Origin of the sequence: Chryseobacterium gregarium DSM 19109, assembly GCF_000430845.1 — a bacterium.
In the GTDB taxonomy this organism is placed as follows: Bacteria; Bacteroidota; Bacteroidia; order Flavobacteriales; family Weeksellaceae; genus Chryseobacterium; species Chryseobacterium gregarium.
Genome location: NZ_KE387264.1, coordinates 23,984 through 45,425 on the forward strand (window position 1 = coordinate 23,984; position 21,442 = coordinate 45,425).

A 21,442-nucleotide genomic window follows, 5' to 3' on the forward strand; every position below is an offset into this window, starting at 1 on the left:
ACTGCCGGAATTAAAATGAAAAAAACAGCCGAACTGAAAATGCTTTTTGACGAAATAAACAGGTTAAAGAGCAAAGCTTCAATGAGTATCTGCCAGTTTTGTTCAGAATTGACCGGTTCTGATGAGGACGAATACCTGAAATTTCATTTTTCTTTGCTGGAGCAAAAGAAAAGGTATTTTCAACCGAATCTGAAATTGTATTTCAGCTTCAGGCAGGACAGAGAAAAAGCACATTATTTTCTGAAAGATAAGCTTAAAAATCTGAATGATGAGCCGCTGAAAAATGATATAGAAGAAATACTTGACGAAATTAATTTTTCCACTTTAGAAGAACTGCAGCAATGGATTAAGGATATCAAAGAAGGAAATAGAAGCGATACAGATCAATTTATTCTGTCGGTTGCAAAAAGTCCTTTTGTGGAATTTCATTACGGATTGCTTAACGATCCCTCCCTTGATGATGAATTTAGGAAACAGCTGCAAAACAGGTTTGAAAACCACGGAGAGAAAGCGGAAATTTTACTGCTGTCAAAACTGGAAAGCAATGAAGATGTTGATTTTCAAAGCGAAATCATTTTCATTTTAGGCCGTATTAACGAAAAAAGTAAATATAAAAATCAAATTTTGGCATACGCGAGAAAATTTGCAGAAAGTGAAAAACGTGATAAGAGAGACCGAGCAATTATTGTGTTGGGCTGGATCGGGACTATGAAAGATACGGATATCCTGAAGCGGCATCTGCTGGAAGATGAAGATCCGGACTGCAGGGCCTGGAGTGCCTCATCATATATGCAGATGGGTTTCAGAAATAAAAGCGGACAGTTGAGAATTAAGGCTTTTGAAGCGTATAAAACGGCCTTGACTGCTGAACGTCACTATTTTGTATTGTCTATTATACTCATTGCTGTGCGGGAATTTGGCAAGACTACACTTGGGATTTCACAAACAGCACTGGATGAATTGGATGAAGAAAAGATAGGCCTCGCGAAAACCAGAGCTGTCAAATTTTTAGAACGGACTTTAAAGGGGTAAATAGTCTAAGGAGTATTTATTCCATTGAAATACATTAAAAACAACGAGATAAAATAATGATGACCCATGAAAAATAAAATCATAACCGGGGGAATGCTGATCCTGCTGGTTTTAGCGGTTGCTTTTAAATTCGAATCCCTGAAGATTTATTTTACCAATGCGGCCGTCAACACAGGGTTGCCCGGTAAATTTGAGAATTACCACGACCTCAAATCTGAAAAAACCATCCGTTTCGGCAGTTACGAGATGAAACGGGCATTCCACAGCTTCGAGCCCGTACGCCACTTTATTTCTTCTCACCACCATTTAATTGTCATCACTACAAGGATTCCTGAAGACCGGGATGCAAAGGCTGTACAAGAAGACCAATACGGCGGCGGAAGCAGAGTATATCAGGATTTTATTACCTATAAACTCAATAAGGACGGAGATCTTTTAGACCGGTATATTTATAAACGCACTTCTAAAAATTACTCGGAAATTCTCTTTGGGGATTATATGGTAAATCCGGAGAGAGGCTATTATAAAACCTGGATTCTGGATGGTGATCCTGCCGAGAAGCCGTTTATCCTTCAGAACAAGGACCTGAAATGGGATCAGACGCAGCAGACCGGGGTATTCAAAAAAATAATCAGCGAAGCCGCTTATTATACCATTGACGGAGATAATTATGCATCAGGCGGGGATCGTCCCAAACAGCAGATTATTTATTTTCTGAACAACATTTGGTACAAACTGTTTTTAAACGGTCTTTTGCCCGATCGTGAAAATATCGATGATCAGAAAGGGGAAACCACTTATCTGTCGAATCTTTTCGGGAAGTATTCCGATAATGAATGGGGAGAAGCACCGGACTGGAAAAATTTTAAGCCCGTTTATTTTCAGAGAGTAAAAATGGATCATGTCACGCATAACATCGGCGGAGGCTCTCCTTCATCCCAAGAGGTTGTCTGGAAAGGAAATTTATTTTGCCAGCTGTATGTTGACCGGGACACTTTGAAATTCAAAAAACCGATGGTGCTGGGAGAATCGGGAGAAACGAATCAATTTTTTGAATCGGAAGGAGAAAAAATTACCGGGTTAAAAAACGAATTTGAAAAATATTATTATCCTTATTTTTATTATACCGATAAAACTTTAAATGTTAAGCTTTTTACTGCCGATAAAAATGAACTGTATCTTATCAGACCCGTGAAATAAAATACGTGTGCTAAAAAGTTTATGCAACAGCTTAAAAAAAGTAATGAAAAAAGAAACAGACAAGGCCATCGATCTTTGCATTGAAGCACTGAATACTCCGGGAGATAATGCGCAGGAAGCTTTGGGCAACGATACAGAAGTACTGGAAGTGATTAAAAAGACCGCTGACGTTCCCTATGAAGGAAGAGGCCTGGGGATCGGGTCATTCGGATATCAGGGCTACCGGAGCTCATGGAAGGATATTTATACAAGATTTGAAAGTAAAAAACAGATCACTTCCCGTTTGGATTGGTATACCGCAGTTCTGTTACTGTATGATTTTGCAGATTATACGGAAGAAGAAATGTTAAGTTCTGCTCAAAAAATTACTCACGATCCTATTATCTACAACCATATCATAATACATGTCATCACGAATCTGGTGATGAAGGATGAAATTGAGAAAGCTGAAACCTATATTGCCCATTTCAGGAAAACAAAAATTTTTAAAGAAGAAGACAATTTTGACAGAGGTTTCTTAATCATCCTTAAGTATTATGCCCTGAAAGGGGATCAAGAGAATTTCTTTAAGTACTTTAAATCCTGTAAACCTGCGATTAACAGGACAGAAGTTAATGATGCCAAGCAGTCATTGGTTACTGCGTATGCAGAAGCGCATGGTACAGAAGCAGCCATACAGTTATGCAGGCACAAAAACCTGGGGGCCAAATATAATGCTGATGCGCTAATTGCTTATGTTCAAAAAGGAAAATATCAGGCGCTTAAAGAAGTTTTCAACAACTACCCGGAACTTCAACAGCCTGAAACTGAAACTGAATTGAGGATGCTGATTTCTGCTTACGAAAGAGCGAAAGTCAATAAATTACCTGTTGATGACGATTTTGAAATCCTGTTTGAAAGAGCAAAGCAAGTAGACCGAAAGCTGCGCTGGGGAGATTGTAAACTGCAGGACGGATTATTTCTTGATCTCGGCCTGGCCAGCGAAGATGATCCTGAACGGGTTAAGCGATGCAGGAAAGTGATTAAAAATAACAGCCTGAAAAATGAGCTGCCCGTACATGCTAAAAAATAATGGGTTTCAATTGCGGCTTTTCTGCTTTATGTTTAATCGGGCAGGGGACACTGGAAAATCCGGTTTCGGAATTTCCGGATGCCTGTTTGGATTCAGTAATTGTTCATGATACAATTAATAGCTGTTTCATAGGGAATGTAATAAAAGAATTAAACGGAACCATGTAAGTTCAATAGATCTATAAAATAAAAAAAACATGAAATCTCTACTTTTAATACCCCTGCTGCTTTTGACCGTTTTTGCTTTCGGGCAGAAACCCACCCTTGCCATTAAGTATTCAGAACAGCTGGCGGTTTTTGTATTTATTCAGAATCTCTCTGAGAACCATCCTGACAATGTATTTAAAACATCATTTCAAAAGTCAAAATATAATACTGACGAATATAAAAAGAAGATTGCCGGGTTTGATAAGCTTGCTATTGATTACAGCTATCAGTTTGAAGAGTATCCCTACGGTTCAAAAGTTCCGATGCAGACGAGGGATATCTTAAAGAAAAATCTCATCGAAACTGACAATCTGAATGATTTTAAGCTTCGTTCCATCGGAATTGTCCCCAACAAAACTTTACATGACCTGACGGCATTTATTTCAGATTTTACGCCTGTCTATAATGAATTGATTTATAGGCCAAACCAGGAGAAATTTGAAAAGCAGGTAATGGAAATCACACAATATGCCGATGACCACCAGATCGAAGAATTTTTTCAGACCGGTCTGTCTTTTTACCATTCAAGCTGGGATCAGTCTATCCCGTTCCGGATTGCCTTCTATCCTTTGCCTGATTCGGATTACTTTACCGCGCAGGCATTCTGCAATAATTTTGTAAGTGCCATTCAGACCCATTTAAAGGATTATAAAGATTTGTTCAGCGTGATGATGCATGAAATCTTTCATATCATATACAATGAACAGCCGCTTGAACTCAAGATTGAGATTGATCAGGCTTTTAAGGAAAATACATCCAAATACAGCAACTATGCTGACCTGCTTTTAAATGAACTTTTAGCTACGGCACTGGGGAATGGGTATGTTTATGAAAAATTATCAGGGACATTAGACCGTAACGACTGGTATTACCATCAATATATTGATCTGATGGCAAGAAAAGTTTATCCTTTGGTGAAAGAATATGTTAATGAAAAGAAATCAATGGATAAAAGTTTCGTTGATCGCTATATCAAGCTGTATGAAACCGGCTTTCCGAACTGGATCAATGAGCTTGACAATATAATGACCTACCGGTATGTCATTTCTGAAAATGAGAATGATTTCAATACGATCGATCAGCTGTTCCGTTACCGTTCCAGTGCAGAATATGAAACCCCGGTTACGGAAAGGAATATTGAGAAAATGCAGAAAACGCCCCTGACAAAAATAATCATCGTATCAAAAAACAATGCTGAAAAACTCCAGCTGATCAGGAGAACGTTTAAAGAACTGAAAAATTGGAAATTCACTTCTGACCAGGATTTCACCTACAAAACCCTGCTGGATGACAAAAGCCAGCTGATCATTATAAATACCAGGAAAAAGGACTTAAAAACCCTTATACAGTCAGTAAAATAAACGGCGGCTTCATTTTTCACAAATACCCATAAACATTCCGGCAGCGTTTAAGATTAAATACAGCAGCCCGTATAACCGACACCTAATTAAATACAGATATGATTTTTGAACTAACGAATGAACACCGAAAATATTTAGGGCTGATTCCTGTAGAAAGCAGCTGGGACATAGTAAAATTAAATGAAATGTACCTGTACTTTGACGGTGACACCATCAGGAAGAAAATATCGGTTACCGAAGACTCCTATTTTGAAGAGGAACTGAATGAAAAGACAGCAGAAAACAGAACCGTTCTACTGCCCAAAACATCCAGAGGAAAGCCCAAAAAGCTCAACTTTACGGCGACGCAGTCATTTGCTCCGTTTGGGGTATATTTTAGTTTTTCAGCAGACCATTTAAAAATTTCAAATTTCACCACGCAAACGACTTTTCATTCAGAAAATTTTGAGGAAAAAGGCAATCTTGAAACGCTTCAGAAATGGCTTTCAAAATGGATGGAGGAAACCACTGAAAAGGATTTGTCAGAGATCGAGGCTTTTAAAAGTGCAGAAAGAAAACGCTGTAAATATAAAGAAGGCGACTTTTTTGCTTTCAAAACCGACCGGAGAAACTATGCCTTCGGCAGAATCCTGATGGATGTTGCCAAACGGGTAAAAACAGAAAACCTCAAAGCCGGTAAAAATTACGGTTTAACCCATCTGATGGGAAAAGCCCTGATTGTAAAAGTGTATCATAAAATCAGCCATACGCCTGATGTTGATCCGGCTGAACTTTCAAAGACATTAGCCTTACCGTCGCAGGCGGTTATGGACAACCAGTTTTTCTATGGAGAAAAGATGATCATAGGGCATCAGCCTTTGGAAATTTCAGAATATGATATGCTGATCTCGTACAGCAGAAGCATCAGTTCAGATGATAAAGACACCGTATACTTACAGTACGGACTTATTTATAAAGAGAATGATATTGCCCGATTTAACAAATACCTGAAAACAGAGGATAAGAATTTATATATGGGTTACAATGAAAATCCATACAGAAATGAATCGATCGGCTACGGTCTGGATACTGAAAAACTTGAAGATTGCATTGCAGACCAATCAAACAGGCCCTATTGGGAGAGCAGCCATTTCTATGATATTAAATACGATCTTAGAAACCCGGTGAACCTTGATATAAAAAGGGAAATATTTGAATTTTTCGGACTTGATGCCGATAAAACCTATGAAGATAATGTAATCCTTGCAAAACATTCTCAACAGTAAGAACCTGTCCAAAACCTGTTATTGGGACATCCGGAACGGAATCATCAATACCGGGACTGATATCCGTGGAACCAAAGGCCAGGTGATTAACTTCGGAAGCAATGAAGATACAAGTTTCTACTCGCTGAAAATTTGGAACAGTTTCTGATCACCTGTTGGAGGAAGTTGCTAAACCGGAAACAACCTGATTGATTCTTAAACACATATACATGAAACCCTGATCGGAATGATCAAGAAAATAACATTCAAATGATCAACTCATCTTTTACTTTTAAACGGAAAAGCATTTGTTTTACTCTGCCTGCTTTTATACTGGGTGCCTTCCTGAGCTGCAGCGGGGACCATGCCCAAAACCGGAAAAACAAATCGGTCCTTCCGGAAGTTAAGGAAATGAAAGCCGGCCGCCCGAAGGTATTCCTTGCGTACATAGATTCCGTAGCAAAACTTCCCGATACAAAATTTAACGAGGCCGGTATCCGGTCTTTAAATAAAAAATTTTTACATACGCTGCCGCTGGTGGTCTACGATTCTTTGAAAGAGGAAAAAGCGCAAGACATCGTCATGCAATATTACCGGAATAAAGAAGCGAACCCCACAATACATTCAGAAATGATTTTCCTGGTTCCTGAATCCATGACAGATTCTTTAACTGTCGGAGATTTTACGGGCTATTTTGGAAGCCTCAGAAAAGAAATACCATTGATCGGTGTTACCGCGCAGCCCCTGCCGGTGTATATTGACGTTTCCCCGGGCAGGTCAATTCAGCTGACTTTTAATAATAATGAAAAACAGGACAAGGCAGGCGTTATTGAAGTCGTCGTTCAACATCATAAATGATTGAATTGTAAAGCCTTATAAATGGCTGTGTGTTTCCCTGAAATAAAATCAAACGGTGTTCACTATGGATAGGTAAAACTGAACCGTGTTTGGGATGATTCATGATTTTAGCGATCCAAAAAATTGGTAATCAATATTATATAGGTTTAAGCTGCGGCTTGACTTTATCAAAAAATGCCTGGTAATCATTATCCGTATCAGGCCTTATTATGCCCGGAAAACCGCAATTTTCAAAACATATTCTCAGATAATTTATGAATGTAGTGCCATTCGGTTCGTTCATAAAATTACTGTCAATACTGGGTTCTTTTGTTATTTCAATGGCATAGGCCTGGCCTCCGCTGATATTATCTTTGTGTAGATCGTCAGCTGCTGCTTCTAAAAATGCAGTTCCGAAATTTTCATCATCTAAATACTGTTGCATCTCTTCCTGCCAGTATTCATCAGTAACTGTTTCCACAACAGCATCAAGACTTGCTATCTGAATGGGGTCAGCCATTTGCCAGATAAAGTCTTCGTTTGTTTCGTAGTCCCAGACAAAATTTACCCCGCCTGCCATTTTATAGAAATATTTCATTGAAAGCGGGACATATCCGAATGGCTTTACAGCATCATCAAGTTGATGAAGTAAAAGGTCGGTGTCTTCTAAAGGTCTGTGTAAAGGTTTTTCAAAATTGTGCTCAGGGTTTTCCCTGAACAAGTAGTTGATCTCTTTGAGTTCCTTATAAATGATCTCAAGATTGTAGGCAACCCTTTGAAATGTTTCCGTCAGGACTTTTTCAATGTCGGCCAGCTTGGCCGGCACAAAAGCGTCCTGCCCCAAAGCATCAATTTCCCGGTAAACCTGCACCGTTTCTCCGTTAATGTATTTGTCGTAAAGTGTCATATTTCCGTGATTTTAAATAATGTCAGCTTATGATTTTGGACCGTAAAAATACAAAATTTCAGACGGGCATACATTCTTAGGGATGTTGTTGCCTTACCCATAATGCGCTGGTTTAGCGTCAGTATTCTCCGAATTTGTTAAGGATATCATCCATTTCTTTAAACTGCTGTTCGTTTTGGGAAGCATAGATCAAATCGTAGTAATCACCGTTTTTCTGAACAGCTATTACATCGTTGCTATGGTTTCCGTAAAAGTCAATCCCAATCCATTGTGAGAATGAAAAGTCCCGTTTTTTAAAATCTGATTCGATCATTTTGAGTTCTTCCGTATTGATACAGACAAATTCTTCCGAACTGAACGGGAAGGCAAAAACAGCCTGCAGGTTTGCCATTGCATTAAAAAAATCAGTTAATAAATCCGTTTCTTTAGTCCACTCGTGTTCTTCATAACTCATATACACCAGCGGATTGTCAGTGTGTAAGTCATTTTTATGGATTCCCCATACACATGCCCGCTGATTTTCAACATAAAAAATCAGAAAATCCTGATGTTCAGAGAATCTTAATTGTTCAGGTTCAATAAGCCTGTCCTGGGTTTGGTTAAGTTCTTTCAGCCTGCCCAGCTGTAAATAATAGTCAAAAAGAACGTTGGGAATATTTTCACAAATATTTTTGAATGCATCAATTTCTTTTTCGGAAACCCCTTTATTTTCATTCACCCCAAAAAGTTGATGTATCTCTTTAAATTCAGTCATCTGTTTTTTCTCTTATGGTATTGTGTCAGCTTTGGATCATGCATTTTAGGTTTTGTGTTGGTCCTTAAACGTCACTTTTGCATACTCTCCGATTAATAGCCCGTAATGTGATGATTTACTTTCGCCAGGCAAGGATACAAAAGGGTAATGTCATTACTCAGCTTTAATTGAACAGCCACCGTTACATTTGCATTTCGGTCTTTTTCAGGTGAAGATTCTATCATAGTTATGTTGGTTTTTCATACATTTTTCAAAAGTACCGAACAGGTTCTGATTATTGTAATTAATGAATTTTTTTGAGCTCATGATATAATTTACCCGGAAGCTGCTGCTGTTTGATGCGTTCTTCATCTTCTTCGAAATAAAGCATATCATTCATGCCGCAATAGTCCACTTTAGTAATATTGCTGCTGTTGAAAGACCAATCGAAAGGATTTTTTACCGTAATGCCCAGCTCCTCGCTACAGCCTTCCCAAAGGTTGGAAAATCCCGTTTTCTTATCATTATTCAATTTGTTAAAATCGGCATAAACAGAGAATCCCTGCATTTCAGGATTGAAAAATTTTATAATTTTGTAAACAGGGACGCCACCCCAGTCTATTGTTTTTCCTTCGGGCAATTCTATGCCGGTGAGTTTTTTTTCATTCATTATTTTATTTTGCTGGCCTTCTTTAAAAAAGTGCTCTTCATAAGTCAGTTTTGACCCTTTGGGGATTCGTATTTTTTTTACTACGGTCGGCCCGGTTGTCATAAAATAGGGGTAATCGGGCGCTTTTCCTCCTGTCGGGCTTCCTATGGCGCTTATGCCTTTAAGAAATATGATTGCTGCCGTTGCTGCAGCGATAAGTATTAATATTCCTGCAATGAGGCAGATCTTATATTTTATTTGGATTTTCATGGTACTGGTGGTTGGTTATAATTTCTGCTCATGTTCCGAGGCTTTTACTGATGCAGGAAATTCTATTTCAATGCAGTAGAATTGAAGCAAAAACCCCATATTTATTCTTAAATTGAAATATGCTTATTGAGCTTATATTCAGCAGGCCTGATATAAAAACGCTGTCAGAAGCCGTTTCTGTTTTTATTCCGTTTATTTGCCATCGTCAGGGCATGGTCAAGGATGTTTCTGAGATTCCCGTACCCGTCAATATGGGAAACCTGCTGTTCTAAAAAAGGCCTTTCCATCCTGTACATTTTATAATTCTTCATATGAATTTTCAGCCGTTCCGAACTGTGTTTGCCTATATAACGATAGAATTCAAAACGCTCGATATGCCGGAAGTAAATAAATCCGAATTCAGCGGTCCATACGCCGTTTTTAGAAACCCTGAAAACCGATTTCCTTTTTTTAAGTCCGCCATATATGAAAAATAAACCTGCGGTCATGATCAGGATCCCGTAAAATGTGTGGCCTTTAAACATACTGTACAAGGCCGGCAGGAGCATTAAAAGTCCAAAAACGGCTAACCCGAAAGGGGGTTTGGTTTCATAAAAATCATGGTGGAATTCTTCCCGGTCAATTTCTGATTTCTTTGAAATATTACCTTCATAATTCCGCCTGAAAACGGTATAATTTTGATTTGCCATTATTTATTACGGTTGTCATTGCCGTTTGTTTAAAATTGCGTTTTCGGGCGGGAAGCATCAGTCCGATGCAACAACCAAAACACAAAAACTGATGACATGACTAAAATTCTATTGGAAGACTGTTATGAATTTTTCGCTTCAGGCATTCATTTCTATTCATCGGCATATTCAAAGGCCGTGTCCATCTTTTCGAATGGGATCACTTCCGTCAGTATGCTTTTCAATTCGATGTCAGTTAAAAGCCCCCTGTGTGATTCTTTCCTTCCTCTTGGCAGTTCGATGTCATAATCAATGATTTCTCTTGAAATGACCTTCTGCAGAACATCAGTCTGTTTCCCGGTGAGATATTTTGTATGGGTTTTCAGAATACTGCTGAGGTTGCTTTTAAATTCTTCATCACTCACGTTATTATAAACGTCCTGATCGGACATATCCGTCAGCAAAGCCCTGAAAATATAGTCCTGCAGATTCCTGGCAAGATAATCAGCTTCGTTGCTGTCATGCCATATGAATACCACAGGAATATCATCGCCGTCTTGTTCATTCATTAAAAAACAATAGTGGTCGCCTGCGCCGCTTTGTGCAAACGGGATCAATTTGAATTCAGGCTTAATTTGCCTGTAATCGTCAGGGTCTGCCAATTCTTTAATGGCTTCGTTCACTGCATTTGCATCGAGCAGTTCAAAGTCACCGGTGTGCAGTAAAAGGGTCGGGTTTTCTTTTAATCTTGGATAGACCGTGCTGTGCCAGCCGGGTCCGTATTCTCCGACCTCCAGCATTCCGTCTTTTTCCAACTGCCTGTAAAGCTCAGGATATCTGAAGCCGTATTCTTCTTCTATTTCGGTCAATGTCATATCTTCATTCTTTTATGTTTTATTAATGCTTACGTTTTTGGACTTTGCGCTGGAACATACCTGAAGCGCACAACCCTGCTAACGGCAGTTGATTTTATCCCAATAAACTTACTTCTTTATAGGTTCCGTTTTTATCCATACTGATATCGATTAAATGGCCCCAGAAAATATCGCCGTCATTGCAATACACTGAAGAGCTACCATCATCATAAAATACAATGCTGCTGACAGAGATCCGTTTTCTGAAATTTTCCGCAGTTATTGGCGGCTCGTCTTCACCTGTCTCTTCATCTTGCCCCAGCCAGACTTCATTTTTCAGTTCTATCATTTCGCTTTCCATTTCCAACAGCATTTCCTCGTAAAATTTTGAATTCATCTGCCTGTCAACAAATGAAATCAATTCTTTCAGTTCATTGGGTTCGGTATTGTAAACACTTATATCAATATTTTGCTTTCCGGTATTGAATTTCCCTTCATACCATTCCAGTTTTTCATTGTATACTAATTCTCCGACTGACGGAATTTTTATTGTTGTGCTTTTAACCTCCGGCTTTTCAGGTAATTCATAGGGTTCATTGCATAAGGTGCTGAAAGCATTTTCGATTTCCTGCTCAGTCACTGAAAATTTAAAAAACTTCAGTTTTCTGAACAGTTCCGTGATATTGGTGGTAATGATTTTTTCGTCAGTGATGATTTCAATTTCCTGTCCGGTAATTTTAAGTGCTCTGTAATTTAAATGATTGGGCAGGTAAACATTACTTTCCGAATTAAAGTCATCGGAAGATCTTACGATTGTAATCCCGCATTGAAACCGGTTATCTTCAGGATGACAATTCAATATCCGTCTTTCATCATTCCAATGCTGCACCATAAAATTCCGGAATAACAGCAACACCGAATAATCTTCATTCGCCACAGCTAACGGTGAATGTTTTTCCAGAAAGAGGCTCATTTCCTTAGGGCTTTCAAGCCTCGCATTTTTCAACAAGTCCATCAGTTTAATATCCCAGGTCGCTTCCATTTTCTTATTTTTTTGTGTTTTGTTTGATAGAGATCAGCATGATATCAGGCGTTTATTTGAAACATACAAGCCGGCAACATAACTGAAATCTAATTAAAAGGGCATTGAGTTTTATCTTTCAGCCTTTAGGAGTATTAGAAGCGGTGCGTGTTTTAGTTATTATATACATCAGACAATTTTTAATGAATTGAAGTTCGGTGGTCTCTGTATTGTCAGCCGGCCAGCATTTTCCAGAATAGTATCGCCTGCAAGCTATTGTTTAAGAAAAGCGTCTCCGAAAACGATGATCAGAGACTGGTCACCTGTCTTAACCGGATAAAACTGTTCTTCAATTCCGTTTTTCTTCATTATTTTGTTCAGTTCGGTGATCAAATCGACATCAAACCATTCCTCACAGAAGCCTGATCTGATCATTTTCATTCTTTAATTTGAAATTAATTCCGATCATATCATGCTCTCTGTTTTCAGTCCAGCCTTCATTCCCGATATTAATGTTTACAGGTAAGAATATGTTGTTGGTAATGGCTGATAAACCTTCAGTCACATCAATATAACTTTCACTTTCTTCAAACCTTTCGCAGTCAAGCCAGGCATATTCTTTCGCGGCTTCTGCAATTCCATATTTTTCCAGGATTTCCATAGGATTTTCAGCTTTACATTATCCTGTATTGTTTTAATATACATTTTTATCGGAAAATTTAAAATCCTGTATCTTCGGCAAGGGCCTTATCAGGATTGTTTTTTTTCTTACGTTGAGCGGTTTTTTTTTGCCAAACACTTCGTCAGTTTCGGTCCGCAGCCCTTTAAGCAAATCAAATTCGGTTTCCGTAAAAACGGTATTTTCATCAGTATATCCTTTAGTGGAATTATTGGTCAGCTTTTTTACATGGATTAATTCAAAATTCCCGTTTTGATATTTGAAATCGCAGGTAATATTTCCGCTTTTAATTTCGCTCCACATGGTCAAAATCCCTTTTTCTATAAAAAAATCCGGAATTTGGTATTCATTATGCTTTCCATGGTTTTCAGCAGGATACTGCGGTTCAATTATTTTGTCGGAGGATACAGCCAGAATCAGTTTTCCATTGGGCTGAGACAGGAAAATCTGCAGCTGCAGCGGTCTTGTTTCATTTATGGTATCCATTTTTACCGTTATCCGGTCTAGTTTACCGTCCCTATTCAGGTCTCCTTTTTCTTCTCTCACCTGATAATCATAGTGGTCTTTAGGTTTAATGTTCTGAGCGGATAAACTGATCTGCAATGCCATACAAATAAGAACACAGTACGGGTTGATTTTTTTCATAATGTTAAGTTCATAATATTCAATTTCCTGATAGTAAGGACTAATATCCATCCGCATTTATGTTTGAATAAGGCGGCTCTTTGTCTGATATAAGACTTTTACAAGATTAAATGTTATATAAACAGGATTCTTTCCCGTTTTATTATATTTTTTTATTTACAGCCACATTCGGTGAGCCGCCTGCAGTGATATTTACTTTTTATGCGCTTTGTGTCCACTATAAATATAGTATTTTTCTGTCTATTGTGTATTTCTCAATTTACAATTTTTTATTTCAGCATGCCCCGGCTGCTGTTATACTTTACCTGCATCATCCGATTATCTTTAAACTAATTTACCGTAAATTTGAAAACATACCCCTAAAAAAAGCCAGACTATAGAAATTAGGGCAACTTAACTTGATATAATGAAAAATAATACAACAGATCCTATCGAGATACGTAAACAGCAGATCGCCAGACAAAAGGGCAGTCAGGCTGCATTGTTAGGTATTTTGATTGGTCATGCCATGATCTTATCAGGTGGAGTATTCATCGCCCGCTCTATATTTGGTTTTTTAGAACAGGATATGACAAATTCAGATGAACCTCCTTTAGCCATCTTTGGTATGGCTGCCGGACTACCATTCATCATCTTAGGCTTCTTTGTGTATATTGGTGCCGGCCGTAGATTTACTGGGAAACTCCTTTCATTTCCTGGGATTGGACCTGGTCCTGTTCTTATCACAGGGCTTGCCGTAGGTGCATGGTGGGGTGCACTGTCATTGCCGGCAAAGGGGGGTGCACTATGGCTTATTCCGTCAATCTTGACTGTTATGGCTGGATTATTCTTGCTGATCAGTATCTTATTAAGAGTCCGTAGGTCTGCAAAATATCATATACTTACCCGTATGATAAAAGAAGGAAAAATAACTTCCGGGCTTATTACAGATATTCCAGAAATCGACCCTAGCTCGGGCGGTCTTATCGGAACAATTACTGTAAAATTTACAGACATGGCTGGGGTTGATCGCTGGATACAAAAAACAGGACAGTGGAAACGTATCGATCTGCCAAAGACAGGAGATAATGCGGCTGTACTTTACGATCCACAACACCCGGAAAACATTTATACTGTCTGGGTGGGACCTCCAGGCTCAACGGCAATTACAGATTTTACTCTTTGGCATTCATGAATTATACCAAAAGTTCTACCCATTCTGCAGAATTTTTTATCTCTATTGGGTGTATGCATAAAACTACAGCTGATTTTTATCAAATAACGGATGTGAACTCTGTACAGTTTCCCGGTCAAAGCCGCTCAGTTCAGGTTTTGGTAAGGCAGTGTTGGCGGACATTTTATATTATTTTATCCACTTTTCAACGGTGCTTATAAATTCCTTCTGCTGGTCAACAAATAAATAATGTGAACAATTGTCGATGATTTTAAAGTTCTTCCTGTTAACGATTTTCTTCATATCATTTAACTGTTTTTCTGAAAAGATCCGGTCCTGTTTTCCGTAAACGGCAAATAATTTTACGTGCTTTTTCAAATTTTTTAAAATTGGTTTTGTGTCAATATTATTTTTGCTTTCGTTTTTATAGAATAGAATAGGGGCATGGTTATTCCTGATGTTGTTTGCGTTGAATTCACTGAGTTCATAGCGTTGCCGGATTTCATTGGCTTCCTGCGTCGGAAACGGCATTTTGAAATAATGGTTCCTGCCGGCAACTTCATAGCACTGCTTTCTGTATTCCGCAGTGTTTTTAGGAAGCTTCCCGATTTCCGAAATCTCTGAAAGCATCAAAGTGTCTTTTTTTTCGGTATACCTTTTTTCGGCCGTTTTTAAAATATGGTCGTAGGTTTCCTGTTGGGAAAACAAAACACCGGCGAGGATCAGTGCATTTACTTTTTCAGGATTCTGCTCTGTAAAAAGCGTTCCTACCAAACCTCCGAAACTGTGGGCAATAATATTAGCTTTGTCAATGCCGTAGCTTTTGTAAAGGTCATTTAAGTCATTGACCGCTTCCCGGAACGTAAATGTTGCCGCAGTATCCATGGAACGGCCTTCGCCACGACGGTCGTAGACAATGACATAAAATCCTTTTTCCGCCAGTTTTTTTGCCGTTGTCCCTTCAAAAAGCGTTGAATTCCCTCCCGGCCCGCCGTGAATAAAAATGATTGCAGGGTTTTTCCGCTCTCCGTAGGCCTTTGAGTACATGGCTGCCGCCTGAGCATTTGTAATCTGTGATGTTAAGATACAGATTATGAATAAGATCATTTTTGTCATTTTTTTACTAAATATTGTTCCGGTAGTCTTGATCAGTACTGCGATATAAAATTTCTATTCTTTATTTTCTGGCGCTAAAATACAATTAAAACTACGGTCTGATTTTTACATCAGTCTCCTGAAAAAAATCTTTTTTTATTTATCTCTTTATTTACCATTCGCCGAATTCCACATGATGGTATCGTTTGTGATAGACGGAAATATCATAATCATTCTGCGATTTCAAAGCTTTTAACATCTCGTTTTGAAATGCCACTTCTTTTTCTAACAAAGCATTCCAGTATGCCGGTTGGTTTGAGAAATTTTCGTAGTAGTCCAGAGTGTCAATAATTCCAATGCATAATCCTACTGAACTTTCTGTTTTTTCTAAGCCAGACACTGCATTGTCGAATGAACTTAACATGAAAATTTCAACAGGGTCAGGTTCTTCGTAATCATCCGAATATACGTCAGTTTCCGCGTTGATTTTTTCAATGACCTTGTGGTAATTGTTGACATTCTCACGGTAAATATCATCAATCAGCTGTTTCCTGTCAATACTGATCCCAAGGTATCTGCCGATAACTTCTTCATAGCCGGGCAGCTGAAAATAAAAACCCAGGGTGGCCGCTTTTAGATCTGCTCTCTGTCCCGCTGAATAGTTTTTGAGCTCTTTTTGTAAGTGTTCAGTATGTTGCTTAATGTGTTTTACGATATCCATAACATTCAGTTTTTAAGTTTAGGCCACGCTGGCTGAGCATACGCACTATAGTTTCAGCTTTGCTTTTGGGATAGCAATAAGAGTTCAGCCCGCCAAATCAAACAATAAATGGTGATTTATGAGTAGCGTTTAATGAAAAATCGCTTTTGACCTGTGTTTCAGCCCGTGGAATTCAACTGCCATATTATCACCGTTTTTATGAATCCGGATCAGCTGGTGCATCACTGTCTTCAAAGTCAAAATCATATGCTCTGTTAAAGAGTACGGTGTCTTTGTGTATCGGTTCAAAGCACCGGTCTATTTTTTCTTTCCCATATCTTTCCGTTAAATATACCCACTCCTGGTCAGACAATGCAAGAAAAGCCAGGGTGTCAGAACCGTCACTTATTCTGCAAAATCTGATTTCATATTTCGGTTTCATTATTTCGTTAAGCAATATAATGGTCCTGTCCCGGTCAACGACCTTTTCTGTGTAAGTCCTGTCTTCATAACGTACCGTCAATTCCAGGCCGTCCGAAATTTGTTTCATTTCAGCACTCAACACATTCGTTTTTAAACACCTTTCACAGTATTCAATAATGGCATCGTCCTCTTCTCTCCAATCCACCCGGAAAACCAAGTCTTCATCAAGATTATAAAAATCATCATACTCCTCAGTTTTTAAATACGTGTCAAGTTTTTCAATTTTCCCGTCCATAAATTTTTAGTTTTTGGTCATGAATTATCATGTAATTTATATAATCCGATAAAATTACTGCAATTGATATGATAACAGTCATTCAATTGTTAAACTTGCTGCCTGAAGTTTGAATTTCAGTCCTGCCTGACCTGAACATCCCCATTGATACCATTAATTTCCGGTAATCTGCTGCGTATGCCTTGTTATTTTTCCCTATTGCGGAATTTTTCAACGATTCCGTCGGTCGGCAGGCCAAGAGACCGGGCAGCGTTATAGGCAACCAGATAGTCGTTATGATTAAGATAGCCGCAATGCAGCTCTGCTATTCTTATTTCATTGAAATCCGGCAAATAGTAGAGAATATCAATAAGTTCAAATTCACTGGTTATTCCCGGCATGGCTTCAAGTACTGTTTCAATCATCCGAGCGTCCTGGCATATTTGAAAAATTGAATGGGCAACAATCACACTCATGGCACCTTTGCTCTTATCAAGTAAATCATAAAGGGTTGGGAGTGCAGATTTTGATTTTATATGCCCGAGCCCGACTGTTGGCCAGCTGTCCCGAAGGCTTACCGCTTTTATCAGTTCAGCTTCTGCGGCCTTTAATTCTTCGCGTGTCAGCTGGTCGAGAAGATCAAGTGGGATGCCGTCTTTTCTCTGTGCCCAGGTATTTGCTTCTAAAAAGTCTTTTCTGAATATGTCGAGATGGTTCGCCACTGTGAGGATTATTAGGTTAATATGTTTGGGGTTTTTGCACTTTACCCTGCCTGAAACAAAAGCCTTGTGGGCCAGAAGTTATATTTATCGTTTCCATTTTTCACTGGTTTCCCAATTGATAATATCAATCTTTGGGTCTGTTGTTAAATAATGATTTCCATCTTCCAGGGCATCTTCATCCAGATAATAAAGATTGTTTTCCAGATCATCTTTAAAGGTTTCAATCAATTCAGCGGCTGAATCTGCAACTAAAATTCCTGTTTCATACTCATCATCAATAAAAATGATCTGTCCATAATTCCCGTGAGTGCCTGGCGCCAGGTCAAGATACAGACTTGTATGTGATCCGTCAAATGCAAATTTTATCCAGCTGATGTTATAAATATTGGCAGGATCAATTTCTTTGTCAGCTTTTTTAAGCAACATATTCATAAGTGCATACTGTTCTTTTCTGTACGTATAGTCTTCGATTATTCTGTCGATAGGAAAGAAGTCCATGCCGTAAAAAAGACTTCCGAAATTTTCATCGCCGCTCAGTCCGTTATGCCATAAATAAAGTTCCTTGAAGTCATCGGGCAATTCTTTCCCGGTTATTTTCTCAAGTTCGTTAATTTCATTCCTGACCGCCGGTTTCTGTAACGAAAGCTCAATTATTTTTTCAGCATTTTCTTTAAGCCAGTGTTCAATTTTCTCTAAATTTTTTTTCATTTTTCAATTTTGTGTGGTAGTTTAGTATATTCCGCCGGTGTTTCGGAACTGAAATTATTCTCCTTAAAAAATAATTATCTGCCATCAGGCATATTTTGTAATCCATCCTGCATCGAGTAAACATGGCTGCTGAAATATTCTTGTTATATGATTTGGTCTACATATTTTTTATTTAATGTTTTACCTGTAAGCTGGGTCATAAATGAAGAGAAATCATCGGCAACCCATTCCGTTTCTTCAAATTCAGGTTCGCTTCCATAAACAATCTGTCCGTAACCGGCAGAAAGTAAAGAAATGGCAAAGCAGCAGTAAAAGTTTCTGCACGATAATAAGATGGGGATATGCCTGTCCCAAAATTCAATTATTTTTTTCTTGTCTTCATCAGTTTCGTCCGCATAACTTTCTAAGCTCATCAATTCAAACTCATTCCATTGAAATTCATTTCCGATGGCACTGTTAAAGCTGTTCATGGTATTGAACCATGCTTTATTGTCCTTTGTGACGCAGATCTCAATACCGGATATAAAATTCAGATAGTCTTCGGGTATCTTCTGATACCGGTCTAAAACTGCCGGATTTATTTTGTTCTTCTGATTCGGCAGGACGATAAAACCGATATTCTCTAATTTTTCCTTCATTGTTGTCAATTCAAATGGATCATTTTTATCAGGGTACAGCAAAGTTCAATTGAAAATTTTGCAGGTCAGCCTACCTGTTACAAATCCTTTTCTGCTATAGTATTTTTAAAGCTTTTGCGGTTTCTGTTCTCCAGGCTGCTGTATTTTCCGATTTTAAATTATAGTCTTCTGTGGACAGATTGCGTAACTGAAATAACTCTTCTGATTTTTCAAAGCCAATCTTTAAGCCTACAGAAATATAATTTTCCAAATCGATTTCATCATCCGGATGGTCATCAAAATAGTCAATCATGATGTCCATTAACATCAAATCTATATTTGTTCCGTAATCTTCATAAACTTCGTCATTTTCGAGTTCAAAATTGATGATGTGTCCAATTTCGTTATCGCTAATAAGCATGGTAAAACTTTCTCCACAGTCAAAAATAGGAATAATCTTTTTTCCGCTTAGGATTTTATAATTCAATATCGTGGGCAAATAAAAGTAGGCGCCGTCTACCTCTTCCACCCGGTATTTCAATTCCGGAATATTTCCGATATTTTCTAAAAAGACTTTTGGCAGTCCAAAATCCAATAATTCTTTTACCCGGTTTTCTTTAGGGACAATGTAGGTCATACTATTAAAATTAAGGTGTTACAGCTTAGCGTTGGGGTGGGGTGGGGGCAATTCAACTCTAAAAGCCTTTCGTATTGAAAATACTGAGGGGTTTCACTTCAGCCCGTCTTATACAATTTAGTTTTTGCCCAATATCAAACTTCTTAATTTTTCAAGCTGTGTATCTGATTTCCAAAGAATCTGATCAACGTCTCTTTCAATTTTGATGTCAGGCTCAGTGCCAAACCCGTCTAAAATTTTTCCGTCTTTTTGAAAAGAAACCATTGTGCTTATTTTTACGCGTATTTGTGAGTTGGGCAATTCAAATCTTTCGCTGTTGCCGCTTGAACCATCTGTTGCAATTCCAGCAATTTTTATATTCGGGATGTTTTTAAAGGCTGCAACAAAAACAGATGCTGCACTAAAACTTTTTTCATTAGCTAATATATAAACAGGTTGGCCGTAATAAAAAGTCTGTTCAGCTATTTTCTTCCCATTGAATAATCCAAAATAATATTCGCTGTATTTTTTATTATCCAGTTCATACATTGGCCTGAAAGTTTTCAAAAATTTTGTAACACTTCTTTGCTCCTGTTTATCCAATTCAGAAAAAGAAAATAAATTTCGGCGATGTAAACTTTCCCTGTATTCTTTTGGTAAAGGAACGGGAGCCCTTTGTTTTGTTGCATTCACTACATAAATAGAATCCGGGTGCACAAAGTATTTGGCCAGTTCGTAAGTTACATCACGGGTACCGCCGCCATTGCTTCTCACATCGATAATCAAAGCTTTAGTGCTGTTTTGGACAGATTGCATGAAAGAATTGATCTTATCAAATAAAAGAGGAGCATCTTCTTTACTTACCATGGTAGGAATTTGCATGTATCCTATTTGGTCTTTTATGTGGAAAAGCTGGCTGACAATTTCTTCTTTATTGTAGTCTTCATCTTTAACTAAAATGTATTTTCTCTCAAATTCATCATCCCAATAGATTGACCTTTTTGCTCTTTCAACCGGAGCAACAAATAAAACCGTATCATTTTCAAGCGAGGAATCCGAAAGCGTCAATTTGATCTGCGCAGGTAATGGCTTGTTTAAAACAGTGTATATCTTTTGAATATCCCTAAGCTTTCTGACCGCTCTTGTAAAATATGCTTTCTCAGGAGCGGTTGTTTCTTCAGGAAGTATTTTCCGGAGAAAATTTTCGACCGGGATTTCATCAACCTTTTTAAGATAAGGGAATTTAGGATTCGATAATTCCAATTTCTTATTGTCATCTCTTTTTAATACAAGGACTTTATTGCCTTCAGGAGCATAAATAAATGGCAGGAAAAGGGAATCTCTGCTTTCATAATCCCTTAGAGAGGAATGCCTGTCACCAATTTTCCCGATTGTTTCAGCTAAAAATAATCCAAAATCTTCAGGCTGTGTCAAGTCTTTCAGATGGTGTTGATAATTTTCAAAATCTTTATTGAAGTTATAACCGTTCAAATAAACATACGAAGAGTTTTCATGAAGCGTTTTCGTAAGGAATTCCAAGTCATGACGGACCTGTTGCTTTGATAAATTTTTCGTCTGGGCTTTTGAAATTATTGCTAATAAGCTAAAAAGTATTGTAAAAAGGAATTTCATTTTTATTAACGGTTTTTTGTAATTGCGCATCGCCTAGGATTAACACATTGCGCCACCCTCAACCCTATTCTGCTAAAATTAATGAATTATTATAATACCGGTCTAACAATTTCACAAAATAACT

The 21,442-nt window shown here is 38.2% G+C and carries 26 protein-coding genes; 8 read left to right on the plus strand and 18 right to left on the minus strand.

Annotation, left to right across the window (positions count from 1 at the left end):
* Window positions 1–15 precede the first annotated feature (15 nt).
* The 7 genes from H561_RS0120315 (at window position 16) to H561_RS0120350 (ending at window position 6,973) form a co-directional block, all read left to right on the plus strand.
* Window positions 16–1,032 carry a HEAT repeat domain-containing protein gene (locus tag H561_RS0120315; RefSeq protein WP_051349474.1) on the plus strand — a complete coding sequence of 339 codons (1,017 nt, stop codon included), beginning with the start codon at window positions 16–18 and terminating at the stop codon, window positions 1,030–1,032.
* 66 nt (window positions 1,033–1,098) lie between these two features.
* On the plus strand, window positions 1,099–2,232 hold the full coding sequence (locus tag H561_RS0120320; RefSeq protein WP_027388629.1) for a hypothetical protein: 1,134 nt from the start codon (window positions 1,099–1,101) through the stop codon (window positions 2,230–2,232).
* Between the two features lie 43 nt (window positions 2,233–2,275).
* The gene (locus tag H561_RS0120325) at window positions 2,276–3,304 is read left to right on the plus strand and encodes a hypothetical protein (RefSeq protein ID WP_027388630.1); all 1,029 of its coding nucleotides are present in this window, start codon (window positions 2,276–2,278) and stop codon (window positions 3,302–3,304) included.
* A 196-nt stretch (window positions 3,305–3,500) separates the two neighbouring features.
* A complete protein-coding gene (locus H561_RS0120335; protein ID WP_027388631.1) occupies window positions 3,501–4,871 on the plus strand; it encodes a hypothetical protein in 1,371 nt (456 codons plus the stop codon).
* 98 nt (window positions 4,872–4,969) lie between these two features.
* Window positions 4,970–6,136 carry an immunity 26/phosphotriesterase HocA family protein gene (locus tag H561_RS0120340; protein ID WP_027388632.1) on the plus strand — a complete coding sequence of 389 codons (1,167 nt, stop codon included), beginning with the start codon at window positions 4,970–4,972 and terminating at the stop codon, window positions 6,134–6,136.
* Window positions 6,114–6,284, plus strand: coding sequence for a hypothetical protein (locus H561_RS24080; protein ID WP_155845870.1), 171 nt, complete (start codon window positions 6,114–6,116; stop codon window positions 6,282–6,284). Before H561_RS0120340 ends, H561_RS24080 begins: the two co-directional genes overlap by 23 nt.
* Window positions 6,285–6,385: 101 nt before the next feature.
* A complete protein-coding gene (locus tag H561_RS0120350) occupies window positions 6,386–6,973 on the plus strand; it encodes a hypothetical protein (protein ID WP_027388633.1) in 588 nt (195 codons plus the stop codon).
* Window positions 6,974–7,109: 136 nt separating this feature from the next.
* On the opposite strand, the gene H561_RS0120355 is transcribed toward H561_RS0120350, so the two are convergent.
* The 10 genes from H561_RS0120355 to H561_RS0120400 form a co-directional block, all read right to left on the minus strand.
* Window positions 7,110–7,859 (minus strand): hypothetical protein, encoded by a 750-nt coding sequence (locus H561_RS0120355; RefSeq protein ID WP_027388634.1) that lies wholly within the window; start codon window positions 7,857–7,859, stop codon window positions 7,110–7,112.
* Between the two features lie 118 nt (window positions 7,860–7,977).
* On the minus strand, window positions 7,978–8,613 hold the full coding sequence (locus tag H561_RS0120360; RefSeq protein WP_027388635.1) for a hypothetical protein: 636 nt from the start codon (window positions 8,611–8,613) through the stop codon (window positions 7,978–7,980).
* Window positions 8,614–8,705: 92 nt separating this feature from the next.
* Complete coding sequence (locus H561_RS24415; RefSeq protein ID WP_262486249.1) at window positions 8,706–8,837, minus strand: hypothetical protein; 132 nt, start codon at window positions 8,835–8,837, stop codon at window positions 8,706–8,708.
* A gap of 59 nt (window positions 8,838–8,896) precedes the next feature.
* A complete protein-coding gene (locus tag H561_RS0120370) occupies window positions 8,897–9,511 on the minus strand; it encodes a hypothetical protein (protein ID WP_228372320.1) in 615 nt (204 codons plus the stop codon).
* A gap of 164 nt (window positions 9,512–9,675) precedes the next feature.
* Window positions 9,676–10,200 (minus strand): hypothetical protein, encoded by a 525-nt coding sequence (locus H561_RS0120375; protein WP_027388637.1) that lies wholly within the window; start codon window positions 10,198–10,200, stop codon window positions 9,676–9,678.
* A 152-nt stretch (window positions 10,201–10,352) separates the two neighbouring features.
* Window positions 10,353–11,054, minus strand: a complete 702-nt coding sequence (locus H561_RS0120380; RefSeq protein ID WP_027388638.1) for an SMI1/KNR4 family protein — start codon at window positions 11,052–11,054, stop codon at window positions 10,353–10,355.
* Between the two features lie 94 nt (window positions 11,055–11,148).
* Complete coding sequence (locus H561_RS0120385) at window positions 11,149–12,075, minus strand: DUF2262 domain-containing protein (RefSeq protein WP_027388639.1); 927 nt, start codon at window positions 12,073–12,075, stop codon at window positions 11,149–11,151.
* A 252-nt stretch (window positions 12,076–12,327) separates the two neighbouring features.
* On the minus strand, window positions 12,328–12,489 hold the full coding sequence (locus tag H561_RS24085; RefSeq protein WP_162143041.1) for a hypothetical protein: 162 nt from the start codon (window positions 12,487–12,489) through the stop codon (window positions 12,328–12,330).
* Window positions 12,467–12,715: a hypothetical protein gene (locus tag H561_RS0120395; RefSeq protein WP_027388640.1), complete on the minus strand. Its 249-nt coding sequence runs from the start codon at window positions 12,713–12,715 to the stop codon at window positions 12,467–12,469. Before H561_RS0120395 ends, H561_RS24085 begins: the two co-directional genes overlap by 23 nt.
* A gap of 33 nt (window positions 12,716–12,748) precedes the next feature.
* On the minus strand, window positions 12,749–13,378 hold the full coding sequence (locus H561_RS0120400; RefSeq protein ID WP_155845872.1) for a hypothetical protein: 630 nt from the start codon (window positions 13,376–13,378) through the stop codon (window positions 12,749–12,751).
* A 406-nt stretch (window positions 13,379–13,784) separates the two neighbouring features.
* Between H561_RS0120400 and H561_RS0120410 the strand changes: the two genes are divergently transcribed.
* Window positions 13,785–14,552 carry a hypothetical protein gene (locus H561_RS0120410; RefSeq protein WP_027388643.1) on the plus strand — a complete coding sequence of 256 codons (768 nt, stop codon included), beginning with the start codon at window positions 13,785–13,787 and terminating at the stop codon, window positions 14,550–14,552.
* A gap of 168 nt (window positions 14,553–14,720) precedes the next feature.
* On the opposite strand, the gene H561_RS0120420 is transcribed toward H561_RS0120410, so the two are convergent.
* The 8 genes from H561_RS0120420 to H561_RS0120455 all read right to left on the minus strand — a co-directional run bounded on the left by H561_RS0120420 (window position 14,721) and on the right by H561_RS0120455 (window position 21,318).
* The gene (locus H561_RS0120420) at window positions 14,721–15,638 is read right to left on the minus strand and encodes an alpha/beta hydrolase (protein ID WP_228372321.1); all 918 of its coding nucleotides are present in this window, start codon (window positions 15,636–15,638) and stop codon (window positions 14,721–14,723) included.
* Between the two features lie 160 nt (window positions 15,639–15,798).
* Window positions 15,799–16,347 (minus strand): hypothetical protein, encoded by a 549-nt coding sequence (locus H561_RS0120425; protein WP_034762996.1) that lies wholly within the window; start codon window positions 16,345–16,347, stop codon window positions 15,799–15,801.
* Between the two features lie 196 nt (window positions 16,348–16,543).
* The gene (locus H561_RS0120430) at window positions 16,544–17,044 is read right to left on the minus strand and encodes a hypothetical protein (RefSeq protein ID WP_027388646.1); all 501 of its coding nucleotides are present in this window, start codon (window positions 17,042–17,044) and stop codon (window positions 16,544–16,546) included.
* Between the two features lie 185 nt (window positions 17,045–17,229).
* On the minus strand, window positions 17,230–17,745 hold the full coding sequence (locus H561_RS0120435) for a hypothetical protein (RefSeq protein WP_027388647.1): 516 nt from the start codon (window positions 17,743–17,745) through the stop codon (window positions 17,230–17,232).
* Between the two features lie 84 nt (window positions 17,746–17,829).
* Entirely contained in the window at window positions 17,830–18,453 is a 624-nt protein-coding gene (locus H561_RS0120440) for an SMI1/KNR4 family protein (protein ID WP_027388648.1), read from the minus strand.
* 143 nt (window positions 18,454–18,596) lie between these two features.
* Entirely contained in the window at window positions 18,597–19,091 is a 495-nt protein-coding gene (locus H561_RS23005; protein ID WP_051349475.1) for an SMI1/KNR4 family protein, read from the minus strand.
* Between the two features lie 94 nt (window positions 19,092–19,185).
* On the minus strand, window positions 19,186–19,707 hold the full coding sequence (locus H561_RS0120450; RefSeq protein WP_027388649.1) for a hypothetical protein: 522 nt from the start codon (window positions 19,705–19,707) through the stop codon (window positions 19,186–19,188).
* 117 nt (window positions 19,708–19,824) lie between these two features.
* Window positions 19,825–21,318 carry a S41 family peptidase gene (locus H561_RS0120455; protein ID WP_027388650.1) on the minus strand — a complete coding sequence of 498 codons (1,494 nt, stop codon included), beginning with the start codon at window positions 21,316–21,318 and terminating at the stop codon, window positions 19,825–19,827.
* Window positions 21,319–21,442 lie beyond the last annotated feature (124 nt).